The 12,945-nt window shown below is 41.9% G+C and carries 11 protein-coding genes; 4 read left to right on the top strand and 7 right to left on the bottom strand.

What is annotated here, in order from left to right:
* Positions 1-226: 226 nt before the first annotated feature.
* From NHH15_RS07995 to NHH15_RS07965, 7 genes are all read right to left on the bottom strand, one after another.
* Positions 227-1,618, bottom strand: a complete 1,392-nt coding sequence (locus tag NHH15_RS07995; RefSeq protein ID WP_262066127.1) for a family 43 glycosylhydrolase — start codon at positions 1,616-1,618, stop codon at positions 227-229.
* Between the two features lie 15 nt (positions 1,619-1,633).
* Positions 1,634-2,476: a carbohydrate ABC transporter permease gene (locus tag NHH15_RS07990; protein ID WP_262066126.1), complete on the bottom strand. Its 843-nt coding sequence runs from the start codon at positions 2,474-2,476 to the stop codon at positions 1,634-1,636.
* Positions 2,469-3,356, bottom strand: a complete 888-nt coding sequence (locus tag NHH15_RS07985; protein WP_262066125.1) for a carbohydrate ABC transporter permease — start codon at positions 3,354-3,356, stop codon at positions 2,469-2,471. The genes NHH15_RS07990 and NHH15_RS07985 overlap by 8 nt, the downstream gene beginning before the upstream one ends.
* A 20-nt stretch (positions 3,357-3,376) precedes the next feature.
* Positions 3,377-4,675: an ABC transporter substrate-binding protein gene (locus tag NHH15_RS07980; protein ID WP_262066124.1), complete on the bottom strand. Its 1,299-nt coding sequence runs from the start codon at positions 4,673-4,675 to the stop codon at positions 3,377-3,379.
* Positions 4,676-4,842: 167 nt separating this feature from the next.
* A complete protein-coding gene (locus tag NHH15_RS07975; protein ID WP_262066123.1) occupies positions 4,843-6,444 on the bottom strand; it encodes a response regulator transcription factor in 1,602 nt (533 codons plus the stop codon).
* Positions 6,445-8,202, bottom strand: a complete 1,758-nt coding sequence (locus tag NHH15_RS07970) for a cache domain-containing sensor histidine kinase (RefSeq protein WP_262066122.1) — start codon at positions 8,200-8,202, stop codon at positions 6,445-6,447.
* Positions 8,174-8,815, bottom strand: coding sequence for a YesL family protein (locus tag NHH15_RS07965; RefSeq protein ID WP_262066121.1), 642 nt, complete (start codon positions 8,813-8,815; stop codon positions 8,174-8,176). Before NHH15_RS07965 ends, NHH15_RS07970 begins: the two co-directional genes overlap by 29 nt.
* 339 nt (positions 8,816-9,154) lie before the next feature.
* Between NHH15_RS07965 and NHH15_RS07960 the strand changes: the two genes are divergently transcribed.
* Genes NHH15_RS07960 through NHH15_RS07945 form a run of 4 tightly spaced genes read left to right on the top strand, consistent with a single transcriptional unit; the run spans position 9,155 to position 12,914 of the window.
* Positions 9,155-9,334 carry an SHOCT domain-containing protein gene (locus tag NHH15_RS07960; RefSeq protein WP_262066120.1) on the top strand — a complete coding sequence of 60 codons (180 nt, stop codon included), beginning with the start codon at positions 9,155-9,157 and terminating at the stop codon, positions 9,332-9,334.
* Between the two features lie 52 nt (positions 9,335-9,386).
* The gene (locus tag NHH15_RS07955; RefSeq protein ID WP_262066119.1) at positions 9,387-10,940 is read left to right on the top strand and encodes a recombinase family protein; all 1,554 of its coding nucleotides are present in this window, start codon (positions 9,387-9,389) and stop codon (positions 10,938-10,940) included.
* Between the two features lie 3 nt (positions 10,941-10,943).
* Positions 10,944-11,348 carry a recombinase family protein gene (locus NHH15_RS07950; protein WP_262066118.1) on the top strand — a complete coding sequence of 135 codons (405 nt, stop codon included), beginning with the start codon at positions 10,944-10,946 and terminating at the stop codon, positions 11,346-11,348.
* Positions 11,349-12,914, top strand: coding sequence for a recombinase family protein (locus tag NHH15_RS07945; RefSeq protein ID WP_429060211.1), 1,566 nt, complete (start codon positions 11,349-11,351; stop codon positions 12,912-12,914). It begins immediately after the preceding gene.
* The last annotated feature ends 31 nt before the right edge of the window (positions 12,915-12,945 follow it).

The following is a 12,945-nucleotide window of genomic DNA, read 5'->3' as shown; positions in this document are numbered from 1 at the left end:
GATTTCGCAACCGAATATTACATTGTGACTAAGATTCAATCACATTTGGTGGTAGGTTTTATTTGTGTATCTAAAAATAGGCATATGCCCATGAAACATTAAAAACGGCTCTATGCCTGAGCCAGAGCAGGATGCGTTAGCATCCCACCCCAACACTTGACATAGAGCCAATAATTGTAAAACCACAAGCTAACATTTTTCTCTTTTGTTAGCTTGTGGTTTTGTATTATTGTTTTAAAGTATTCGAAACCTTAATATTTTTTACTTCCATTTTTCCATCTGTTACAAAGAGTGATAGCTGGTTTCCTAATTCTTCATACATCCGGGAGCACATCGCAACACCATCCACGTAGAGAACTGAAATAGTATCATCTACGATTAACTGGATATGATAAGTTTTCTCTGTCTCTAAATCAATTGGTCTCTCCAGTCCGATATTCATGCAGCTTGGCCACGGCCAGTTTGGATTCTTTTCAAATACGAATCTGTTTTCCATTACTTGGAAAATATATTGATAAGATTGTTCTGTCTCCGGATTTTCCATCATTCGAATTCCAAATGATCTGGTTCCTTTGGAAAAGGTGACATCTGCCTCAAAGTAATAGACGTCTCCTAAGTCTTTTGCAAATGCCTGGCTCTCTCTGCCATCTGCTGGTGCTTCAATAACGGTATCGTCAATACTTCTCTTTTCCTCAAATGCTTCTACAATAGTATCTGGAATCTTTACACCGAGAGATCCATCTTCTCGTTGATAAATCTCATGAGGCACGAAAGTACCACCCCATTCGAAGTTGTTCTTGTCATCATCATCTTCTTTTGTGGGTACCCATCCAAAAAGAACTCTTTGTCCTTTCAGTTCAAAGCTTCTTCCTGCATAATAGGCACGTCCGTCAAAAGCATCGTCCTTTGGTGCAATCCATGGGCCATCAAGACTCTTGCTCATGCGGTAAATCATTTTCGAACGGTCACTGTATTCCGTTACGATGTGATACCACCAGTCTCCGATTTTGAATAAGTCCGGCATTTCATGCATCGTATACAGTCCCGGTGCCCAAAAATCACCTTTAAACTCCCAGTTTTGCAAATCCTTCGATGTGAATTTAACCGTTCTTCCGCTTTGCTTCGTTTTCGGTCCCCTCTTTCTTCCGCCTAATATTAAAAGGTACTCTTGTCTTTCATCATCCCATACCACAAATGGATCTCTCCAATCATCCGGGTCATACCCTTCTTGCGGTACAAAGGTTAGCTTATCATCTGTCTTAACCCAGTTGTATAAGTCGTCTGAGGTTGCGTGCATTAATACCTGGGATGCCTTCCCCTGCTTTGGAAAATCTCTGTTGTATCCGGTGTAGAAAATATGGAATTTACCCTCTGCTTCAAATACACTGCCGGCAAAAATAAACTGATCCTGTTCCTCATCCGTTCCTCTTGGGACTGCAACTCCGCAATCCTTGTAGTTTACGAAATCGGATGTTGTTGCCAAATCCCATCCAAATGGTTCTCCAAAAGGTCCTGGTTTTCTGGTATCTCTTTGGTGATACAAGAAGAACTCGTCCCCATGTCCAAATGGCATACAATCGCCAAACCAAGTTTCGGGAAACTGATAAAATAATTTCATAATAATCCTCGCTTTCTATCCCTTAACGGATCCGGCCGTAAGGCCGCTTAACATACTCTTGCTTGTAATAAAATAAAATATAAATGTAGGTAATACTGTCACGGTAATCGCCGCAAAGGTTGCGCCCCAGTCTGTCGTGCCCATAAACCCGACGAAGTCATTTAAACCAAGGGTTACCGTTTTCATCGCTGTCGATTTTGTAAATGTATATGCATTGATAAAGTCATTCCATGTGAAAACACCCTGCATGGTTGCCACTGTTAAAATAGAATTGGTGGACATGGGAATAATAATCTTTACAAACGTCTTAAAAGGGGAACAGCCGTCTATGATGGCCGCCTCAATCATTTCATCCGGCAAGAACTTACTGAAGGAGTAAAACAGCTGGATGGAATAGGATAGGGAAAACGCAATCTGAGGCAGGATAACTGCCGGATACGTATTTAATATTCCTAATTGATTGAATATGGTAAACAGTGGAATTAATGCAACCTGGAAAGGAAGCATAAGCCCCAGCATCAAGAAGCTAAATAATTTTTTGTTCCCTTTAAACTTGATTTTGCTTAAGGCAAACCCTGCCATTAAACTAATAATCAATAATGGCACCAAAACGCCAATTGTGATAATGACACTGTTCTTAAAATACGTTGACATCGAACTGGTTGTAAATACCTTGATGTAATTATCAAAATTAAGTGTCGAAGGTAGTGCATAGGATGCCAGCTGTTGAAAATCTTCCGTCGTCTTCATACTCGAAGTAACCACATAAAAGATTGGGTATACCTGCAGGACTAATAAAAGTCCTGCAATAATAATCTTGATTCCGGTAAAGAGCGTCTTTTTTCCTTTCTTATTCATTTTCGTCGCCCCTTTCCGTGAATCGCCTGAATACAAACCCAATTAGAAGACATATAATGACGATTGCGATTGCAATCGCGCTTCCATATCCATATTTCATACTGGAAAATGCCTGCTTATACATATATGTGGACATAAGCTCCGATGCATTTCCCGGTCCCCCTTTTGTCAGTAAGTAAGAAATATCAAAGGAACGAAGGGAACCATTTAAAACCAATACACAGTTTGCAATAATCACCGGTTTGATATAAGGAATCTTTACCTTCCAGTACTGCTGCACCACATTTGCCCCATCCACAATCGCCGCTTCTTCCAGCTCTTTTGGGACTCCGATTAATGCCGCGTAGAAAATAACCATGTAGAGTCCAAGATACTTATATCCTTCCACAAATGCCGCAAGGTAAAGGGATACATCTGCGTTTGAGATCCATTCAAACATTGCAAATTTAGAGCTTAAGTTACTTAGAACCGCATTAACAACTCCTGTTGGCGTCACCGAAAATAGCTTACTGAATATTTGACAGATTGCAACCGATGATATGACAACCGGTACATAATATAAAGTTTGTAAGATTGCTCTTCCCTTATTTATCCTTGTGAGAAAAACTGCAAACAGAAGTCCGCCAAATACTTGTATTGCTACACAGATAATCGTGTATATAATCGTATGTAATACTGTTTTCCAGAAAATAGGGTCTTTAGTGAAAAGCTGTATGTAATTTTGGATACCGATAAATGTCTTCTCACCCACTCCGCTCCAGTCAAAAAAGCTGTAATACGCTGCCCATACAACCGAGACCACAACAAATGCGATGTAAACAACGAGAGCCGGTGTCAAAAACATTGCCAAAACTTTTTTTCGTCCAAATGCTTTTTGCATAATCTTCCCTCTTTCATTCTTTACTTCGTGATAAAGCCATCTACCGTCTTCTCAAAATCTTCCAGGTTAACGGTTCCTTGTGCCAACTTCTGCTGTTCGTCTACGATGCTGGTTAGTGTTGCTGAATCCAGTTTGTCATCCCATGAAACCCATGCATCGGAAGCAGTTTCAAACAATGGCTGCAAATCATAGAATAAAGCATCTAATCCTTCTGGGATTTCCTCGTTAAAGGGTGAAAATACCTTCGCATCCTCGTAGCATACTCTTGTGTAATTTTTACACATGTATTCGAAAAATGACTGCATTGTTTCGTCATAAGTTCCTTTGTTAAATGCCGTACCGAATCCACCATGGATTGGTACATTTGTGTCCATGTTTTCCATTCCATCTACATCCGGTACCGGGAAGAATCCCAACTCACCGCTGTCGTATTTAGCGCTTGCATCTTGAATCTGTCCAGATCCACTGTAATACATAGCCCCCGTTCCTCCGAAGAACAAATCCTTACTTGCTGTATAATCCGTGCTTAAGAATCCGCCTTGAAAATACCCTTTGGTTCCAAGCTCATTTAAAAGTTCCACTCCAGTCTGTGCAGATTCATTTTCTCCAAATGTTTCTTCACCACTCATATACCCTGTGATAAACCCATCTTTTGTCACTCTCCATGGTGCAAAAGAAAGATAACGCATCAACTGCCAGTTTTCCTGACCTGCAACGATTAAAGGTACTTCATTGTTGCTTTTCAATGTTTCACATACTGCAAGAAACTCATCCCATGTTGTAGGAGTTTCCAGATTGTATTTTTCGAAAATATCTTTCCGATAGAAGAAGAATTCACAGTTCAAGCATTCCGGAAATAAATATACTTCTCCATCTTCATTGTCTACAAAGAAATCGTATACCGCTTCGTTCATCGTGTCCTTCATTCCCACACGTTCCAGTTCCTCTCCTATATTGACGATGCCATCAATATCCTTTGCTGCTTTTGAAAGGGCACCGTTTGCACCTCCATAGATGTCCGGCAGAGAATTACTGTTGATATAAAGCTGTAATTTCGTTACGTAATCCGCGTCTGAAACTACAAGTTCAAACTCCGGTTCGTCCAATCCATTTTCCTCACTAAACTCTGTTAAAAGCTTTTTCAGCATAATATACTTCGGATGAGACTCACTCGCTCTTAGGAGTACCGATATTCTCTTTCGTTCACCCTTTTTACTTCCGCCTTCATCTCCTGTGCTATTTCCGCTACATCCTGTGAGTATCATGGATGCCGTCATAACCAGTGTCAGCAGTACCGCCAATAATCTTTTCTTTCTCATTTCTTTCCTCCTGTTCTTTTGTCAGAATTAACTATTTGTAAGTTGAATTCATTATATCGACCCATTCATTGCATAAATATCCAAAAAAAGAATAAAAAGTGTACATATGAACACTGTTTCTATAAAAAAAGAACACCTCAATTTTTTCCGTGTCCTTTTTTACCCTTTTATATTTTTTTATAGGCATTGGGAGTCACACCGTAATATTTCTTAAACACTCTGATAAAGTAACTTTGATCGTGATATCCAACACTCTTGGCAATCTCATATACCTTCATTTCGCCTGAGACTAAGAGCTGCTCCGCCTTTTTCATCCGCATATCAACCAATACCTCCAGAAAGCTTTTCCCGCAATAATTTTTCAAAAGACGGTTGATATAAGTCTTGCTCATCTTAAACTGATCTGCTAAAAAATCGAGAGATAAATCCTCTATATAGTTATGCTCTACGTATTCGTAAATCCGCCCTGCCATGTGTTCATTTCGATTGATGGTTGCACCGCTGTTTAGATTTGAAAAGTACATCAGCGCATTCTTTAAAACATCCACAGCTCCGTTCTTTGTATAACTGTTGTGAATCTTCTTTAAGCTTTCCGAGAGAATCGAATATCGCTCCTTCTTTTCCTCCGCCGCTGTAATCCCATTATTTAAATAACGGTAACAAGTCATGAGCAGTTCCATAGCCGAAAATTTTGAGGCCTCTATTTCATCACATCGCATAAATACCTGGGAAATAAACATCTTAGCCGTTTCAACATTTCCCCGCACTAGCTCCGATAAAATACGATTCTTTTCCCCGTCGTTTAACTGCCAGGAAGAACGCTTTAAATCCACTACGTCTGCATATGCCAAAACCTCAGACTCTTCTCCCAGATATGCACACCGCTCACATGCATCTACTGCCTGGGAATAGGCCTCGCTCAAAAGACTGACATCTAAGGACGAATTGCTGACACCGAAAGAAATGTCCATCTGCAGGACTTCCTTCAAGGACTCCTTCATTTCCTCACATGCATCAATGCACTTCTTCTCACAATCCACAGAATCAATCACCTGGGAAAAGGATACTAAGAAACAGTAACCCATGGCACCTATTTCGTAATAGACTTTCGCACCATACTTTTCTAAAATCTCCTCGCATACATTGCAGATAACGAAGTTAAACAAATCTTCGTCCAAATCCATCTGTACATCACGGTTTATCGTATGAGGCCGTCCGTAAAGGACAGCAAACTGCCGCAGATAAATGTTAAAAGAAGAAAGGCGTCGCTTTATATTAGAATAATCGCTATACCTTCCATGAATCAAATCGGAAATAACCTTATTCTTTACAACCGGCAGGGCTTCCTTATACTTTTTACGCAATTCCTTATAGTCACTAATCTTTTGCCTTGTTCCATAGATCTTCGTCGTGATTTTCTCCACCACATGATGCATTTCTTTCATATCCACCGGTTTTAATAAATATTCTGCCGCAGAGATTTTAATCGCTTTTCGTGCAAACTCAAAATTATCATATCCCGTCAAAAATACAATTTCCACATCAGGCAACAGAGCTCTCGCTTCTTTTGCAAATGCAAGCCCGTCCATTTCCGGCATCTTAATGTCGCTAACGATTAAGTCCGGTTCCTGCTTCTTTATTTCCTCCAGACCCGCCAGACCGTTTGTCGCCTTACCGCTTACCTTACATCCGTATCTTTCCCAAGGAAAAGAACACAATCCCTCCAGTATAATCTCCTCGTCGTCTAAAATAAGAACCTTTAACTCCATCTAAGCCTCTCCCTTTATTCTAACTTTTATCGTTGTACCTTCACCCAAAACTGAGGTTGCCGTAATTCCATAATCATCGCCGAACAAATATTTCAAACGCTGATCCACGGCGTAAAGTCCCAGTCCTGTATGAGTTGTTTTAAGATTCACCTTCTCTTTGCTGGGTTTTAATAAATGATCCAGTGTCTCTTTCTCCATACCGATTCCGGTATCTTCGATTTCCAGATAAATATCCTCACCCTCCATATATCCGGAGATATGAAGCATCGTCTTCTTACTGCTCATTTCAACGCTGTGTACAATGGCATTTTCCACAATCGGTTGCAGCGTAAGCTTTGGAACCTTATGAGACAGTATCCGATTATCGATGGTATACTGCACCTCAAACCTGTTTTTATATCGTGTCTTTTGAATATAGAGATAATCCTTTACGTATAGCAATTCCTTTTCAATCGTAAACATCTCTTCTTTGTTGCTGATGCTAATCCGAAGCAGCTTACTCACTGCCGTCACCAAGTCGCTGATATCCTCTTCTCCTTTTGCCCTTGCCATCCAGCTCACCGTATCTAAAGCATTGTATAGGAAATGAGGATTGATCTGAGCCTGCAGCGCCTTAAACTCCATCTCCTTATTAAGAAGCCTGCTTTCACTGATTTCATCCAGCAGGTTTTCCATTTGTTCAATGGTATGGTTAAACTCCTGATTGAGCTCCCCATATTCATCTTTTCTTGCATCTTCTAATCGTACGGAAAAGTCTCCCTTTGACACATCCTTTAATGCCCCTACCGTTTTCCGAATCGGATTTGACATCATACGTGACATAAGAATGGATAAAATAATGCTTAAAATAATCCCGGTGGTTACGGATGCAATCGTTGCCAGCTGCACCGGAGATGTGGAATTGGTAATAACTTCTCTCGGAAAAATACCGACGGTTTTCCACCCTGTGTCTTCGGATATTGCATACACAATCTGATAAGTCTCGTTATTCTCTTCGTATTGGAAGTTTCCGTACCAATCCGTAAAAAGCTCTTCCGCCTGCTTGGAAAGCTCTATGTGATCTCCCAGTATGATTTCATTGTTTTGATCTAATAGGAGTACCTTTCCTTCCGAACCAAAATTGATGTCTTTTTGAATGCGCTCCAGCGCAGATGTACGTACTCCTATGCGAAGCACACCAAGGGGTGTCATCGTCAAGTTATCTTTAATCTGCTTCACAACCTGGATACATCCGCTTTCCTCTAAATCATTATAATAAACGATTCCGCCCTTTTCATTTCGCGCACTTTCTATTAATTTATCTTCATTTTCTAAGAATGGCTTATCCGTATCATTGGCAGAACAAAAATAGACCCGGTTGCCTTCACCATAAATCTCAATGTCCTCCATCTGGATGCTATAAAACATCTGTACCAGAAGACGGTTTACCCTTCTCGCTCTACTGTAATAACTCTCTGTTTGCAGACTTTTCGTCTCCTCATCCTCTTCTTCCCGAAGTTCCTCTTGCACGGTTTCGTTAAACGCAATCGTATTCACCCTGTAATTCATCAGTTCCATAAAGGCATCGTAATTGTCTACAAGCTGATGGATGGTCTCCTGGGTTTGTTCAATGGTTTTATTCAGCACGATTTTTGAGGCAATAAAATAAGTAATCCCACCGGATACCAATGAGATCAATATGGTCATGCTTAGGCATGCAAGAAGCACTTTATAAAAAATTTTCAGGTCTCTAAACCGGTTCTTTACTCTTTCTCTCATGAGGTATTCCATCCTCTCCCTCTAATCTGTCAAACATTTTCCGAAACAAAATGGAAGACAAATACGCAGGTCCTGAAACTCCAATAAGAATCATATATAAAATATAATACGGGAATAGTTTATAATCTGCAATCACAAGTAAAGGTGCCATCACACAACTTAAGACAATCAGCACAGTGGTTTTTAAGTTCGTAAACGCTAATACGAAAGCATTTCGTATCATCTGTCTTGAGGTGTTTTGGTACCGTGCAATCAATGGAAACACATATAAAATAACTACTGCCACTCCCGCCAAAAGCGCAAGGAGCATATATCCGATTATCGATCCGTATCCGGTAATCTTTCCTACAAATCCCAGATTATTGTATATAATAATAAGCGCAAGAAGTAGAACCATCCATACTGTTGTTGCCTGTAGGAAGTTCTCCTTAAATGATTTCTTATAGTCGCGGAACAAATAGGATTCTTCGTCTCGCACCATTTTCAGTAGATTATAATAGAGAGCCGTCGTGCTCGCCCCTATTGTAATAATCGGAATACAGCTTACGATAAAAAGCAGATTCAGCTTGATCAAATCTAATATCTTCCCAGAAATCCTTGTAAAAAAATTCATCTTCCATCCCACCTTTCACCGTAAGGTTATCACGGCAACAGGGGCTGGTTCAATGGGAAATATAGACACTGGGATTCTTCTTATGTTCGATTGTGCTATTGTCCCGCCGAAAACGGCGCATCACGGTTATCGTATTTGCAATAAGAGGGGCTGTCGCACTAAATAGTAATTAGTGCGCAGCTTCTTTTTTTGTAACTAAGATAATGCCCACAGAGGTTTTAAACTTCTGTGGGCATTATTTTTTTCATCTGAATGTATTTCATTCAGATTGGGTACTCAAATGAAACTTTTCTGTCCTTTGGAGTTTGAGGGAAATCCCTCGGACTGGAGGATATTAAAATGTACGAGATTAGTAAGGCGCAGGAGCAAGCCGAGTTTGATTATCACCGTGGGCAGATCATCATCAAAACCATGCTTGATGAAGGGCTTATTTCTTTGTGTGAATACAACAAAATAACCGAATTAAATCGGCAGGATTTCTCTCCGTTTTTGGCTGAGATAATGCCCAAATTGACTTGATATTATCTGCTTTTAGAGCGAATATGTTACCTACGGAAAGCGAGGTGAGACCTTGAAAAGGATAACAAAAATTGATGCTGTAGAAAGCCAGAGCAAAAAGAAACTGCGTGTTGCCGCTTACTGCCGTGTCAGCACAGACAGCGAAGCCCAGTTAGAAAGCCTTGAAGCGCAAAAATCACACTACGAAAACTATATCGCTGCTCGTAACGACTGGGAATTTGCCGGTCTATATTTTGACGAGGGGATTAGTGGAGCATCGGCTGAAAACCGCACGGCACTGATGCAAATGATGAAAGACTGTGAGAATAGGAAAATAGATTTTGTGATAACGAAATCCATCAGCCGATTTTCACGCAACACCACCGACTGCCTGGAACTGGTGCGAAAACTGCTAGATCTTGATATTCCCGTCCTATTTGAGAAGGAGAACATCAACACAGGCTCTATGGAAAGTGAACTTTTCCTTGCGATACTAAGCAGTATGTCGCAGGATGAGTCCTCTTCCATTTCTCTTAATAACAAGTGGTCGATTAAGAACCGCTTTCAAAACGGTACCTACAAAATCAGCTATCCGCCTTACGGATACGATTGGAACGGCGAAGAGATGATTGTAAACACGGAGCAAGCCGGTGTTGTTAAGAGGATTTTTGCTGAAGTCCTAATCGGTAAAGGCACAAAAGCGATTGCTGATGCTCTTAATGCTGACGGTGTGCCTACCAAGAAAGGCGGTAAATGGACAGCTTCCACCATTAACGGAATGCTGAAGAATGAAAAATATACCGGCGATGTGATTTTTCAAAAATCCTATACCGACAGTCGTTTTAAGCGCCGCACCAATAACGGCGAGCGTGATCAGTACATGGTAGCTGACCATCATGAAGCAATCATCAGCAAAGAGGACTTTGAAACTGCGGCGGCTTTGCTTGAAACACGTGCCGCTGAGAAAAACATCGTCTCCGGCAGCGGCAAATATCAAAGACGGTACGCATTTTCGGGTAAAATCATCTGCGGCGAGTGTCACAGCACCTTCAAGCGCAGAACGCATTACCAAAAAGAACAAAGTTATGCGGCATGGTGCTGTAATACCCATATCGAGGATAAAGAAAAATGCTCCATGAAGTATATCCGAGATGACGATTTGCAGTTTGCTTTTATCACCATGATGAACAAGCTGATATTTGCCCATAAGCTGATTTTAAAGCCACTGCTTGAGGAATTTAAGTCAAATGGAACAGACAATAATCTTCATCGCACCCACGAAATTCAGACCCTGCTTCTTAAAAACAAAGAGCAGCGAGAAACGCTGACAAGGCTAATGACAAGCGGCTATATCGACAAGATTGTTTACACAAAGGAAAACAACGAACTTCTTATGCAGGCTGAGAATTACCGCAGAGAGACCCAAATGTTAGCTGGCAGTGCGACTGACGACAATGCCAAAGTCAGCGAGTTAAACAGTCTGCTTCGCTTTGCGGAAAAAGCAAATATGCTTTTATGCTTTGACGAAGAATTATTCAGCAGGCACGTAAGCCGCATTATCGTTTATTCAAGACAGGACGTCGGCTTTGAATTAAAATGCGGCTTGGTACTGCGGGAAAAGATGTGAATTATGTTAGGCTACAAAACAGAAAACGGCATGACGGTCATTGATAGAGCTTCCGCAGAGAAAATCAGAAATCTTTATAGGCATTACTTATCGGGATTAAGCCTTGCGGGTGCCGCAAAAGAAGCGGGGCTTAAAACATACCACGGCACAGCAAAGCGAATTTTAACTAACCGCCGCTACCTTGGCGACAGCTTTTATCCCGCCATCATTGATGCAGATCTATTTGATAAGACGCAGGAGGAACTCATAAAACGAGCCACTAAGCTTGGCAGGCTTGATAAAGTATCAAAGGAAAAAGAGATTGTCATTCCCACGCAGTTTAGCGTAAAGCCTGTGAGGGAGCATTTTGATAACCCTTTTAAGCAAGCGGAATATCTTTACAGTTTAATCGGAAGCGAGGTGAATTAAGTGGGAAATGTTATGGTCATTCCTGCCAGACGACAAATCGGAAATACCGCCAGACCGCAGGAAGAAAAGCCTAAACTGCGTGTCGCAGCGTACTGCCGAGTCAGTACTGACAGCGAAGAGCAGGCTACAAGCTATGAAGCACAGATTGCCCATTACACCGAATACATCAGCAAAAATCCCGAATGGGTGATGGCTGGCGTGTTCGCAGACGATGGTATCAGCGGCACCGACACGAGGAAGAGAAGTGAGTTCAACCGCATGATTGATGAGTGCGAAGCGGGAAACATTGATATGATTATTACAAAATCCATCTCTCGCTTTGCCCGTAATACGCTCGACTGTCTGAAATACATCCGGCAGCTGAAGGATAAGAATATCCCCGTTTTCTTCGAGAAGGAAAACATAAATACAATGGACTCCAAGGGCGAGGTGATGCTCACGATTATGGCGAGCCTTGCACAACAGGAAAGCCAAAGTTTAAGCCAGAACATCAAAATGGGGCTTCAGTACCGTTACCAACAGGGAAAAGTGCAAATCAACCACAAACGCTTTCTCGGTTACACCAAGGATGCGGACGGCAATCTTGTCATCGAACCCGAGGGCGCTGAAATCGTAAAGCGGATTTATCGTGAGTACCTTGAGGGATCGAGCATGGATAAGATTGCGGCAGGACTGGAAGCAGACGGCATCCTTACCGGTGCCGGAAAGCCTAAATGGCACACAAGCACGATTAATAAAATCCTGCGCAATGAAAAATACATGGGAGATGCTCTCCTGCAAAAGACTTATACCATTGATTTTCTGAGCAAAAAGCGAATTAAGAATAACGGCACTGTACCGCAATATTATATTGAGGATAACCACCCTGCCATTATTCCCAAAGAACTCTATATGCTGGTGCAGGAAGAACTCATCCGCAGGCGGGTAGTGCATACTAGCCCAAGCGGAAAGAAACGCAGTTACAGCAGCAATCACTGTTTTGCCCAGATCGTTTTCTGCGGCGAATGCGGGGAGATGTACCGCCGAATCCATTGGAATAACCGCGGCTGTAAGTCCATCGTCTGGCGGTGCATCAGCCGACTTGAAAGCACCGGTCATGTCTGCCGCTCACGCACCGTAAACGAGCTGCTGTTAGAGGAAATCGTGCTGAAAGCGATTAACCAAACACTTGGCGATAAAGAAAACCTTATCAAGACCCTTCAGCAGAATATCGCCGCTGCGGTACGGCAATCTGATGCCGCTTCGGCAGAGGGCATTGATGAACGGCTGAATGAGCTGCAGCACGAACTTCTTAAAAAAGCACATAAAAAAGAGGAATATGACACCGTTTCCGATGAGATATTCCGCCTGCGTGAACTGAAAAACAAGGCTGAATCCGACACTGTCGCACGGGATGAAAAGCTGAGCCGGATTACCGATTTGCAGGATTTTGTGGCATCCCAGCCGACTGAGGTAACTGAATTTGATGAGAAGCTGGTAAGGCGGCTGATTGGGAAGATTACAGTTTCCTCGGATAGGTTCTCGGTGGAGTTCAAGTCGGGGGGGAATGTGGAGATTGAGGGATAAGGGCATAGGTAGCATGAACCCCTGCTGACCT

Origin of the sequence: Aequitasia blattaphilus (genome assembly GCF_024721305.1) — a bacterium.
GTDB classification, from domain to species: Bacteria; Bacillota; Clostridia; order Lachnospirales; family Lachnospiraceae; genus Aequitasia; species Aequitasia blattaphila.
The sequence above is the reverse complement of the archived record's forward strand: the minus strand, read 5'-3'. Positions and strand labels throughout refer to the sequence as shown.

What these genes read in the sequence shown, in the direction of transcription:
- NHH15_RS07990 (WP_262066126.1), bottom strand. Translation starts at nt 2,476, where the DNA reads ATGAATAAGAAAGGAAAAAAGACGCTCTTTACCGGAATCAAGATTATT.
- NHH15_RS07975 (WP_262066123.1), bottom strand. Translation starts at nt 6,444, where the DNA reads ATGGAGTTAAAGGTTCTTATTTTAGACGACGAGGAGATTATACTGGAG.
- NHH15_RS07980 (WP_262066124.1), bottom strand. Translation starts at nt 4,675, where the DNA reads ATGAGAAAGAAAAGATTATTGGCGGTACTGCTGACACTGGTTATGACG.
- NHH15_RS07960 (WP_262066120.1), top strand. Translation starts at nt 9,155, where the DNA reads ATGTACGAGATTAGTAAGGCGCAGGAGCAAGCCGAGTTTGATTATCAC.
- NHH15_RS07995 (WP_262066127.1), bottom strand. Translation starts at nt 1,618, where the DNA reads ATGAAATTATTTTATCAGTTTCCCGAAACTTGGTTTGGCGATTGTATG.
- NHH15_RS07965 (WP_262066121.1), bottom strand. Translation starts at nt 8,815, where the DNA reads ATGAATTTTTTTACAAGGATTTCTGGGAAGATATTAGATTTGATCAAG.
- NHH15_RS07950 (WP_262066118.1), top strand. Translation starts at nt 10,944, where the DNA reads ATGTTAGGCTACAAAACAGAAAACGGCATGACGGTCATTGATAGAGCT.
- NHH15_RS07970 (WP_262066122.1), bottom strand. Translation starts at nt 8,202, where the DNA reads ATGAGAGAAAGAGTAAAGAACCGGTTTAGAGACCTGAAAATTTTTTAT.
- NHH15_RS07985 (WP_262066125.1), bottom strand. Translation starts at nt 3,356, where the DNA reads ATGCAAAAAGCATTTGGACGAAAAAAAGTTTTGGCAATGTTTTTGACA.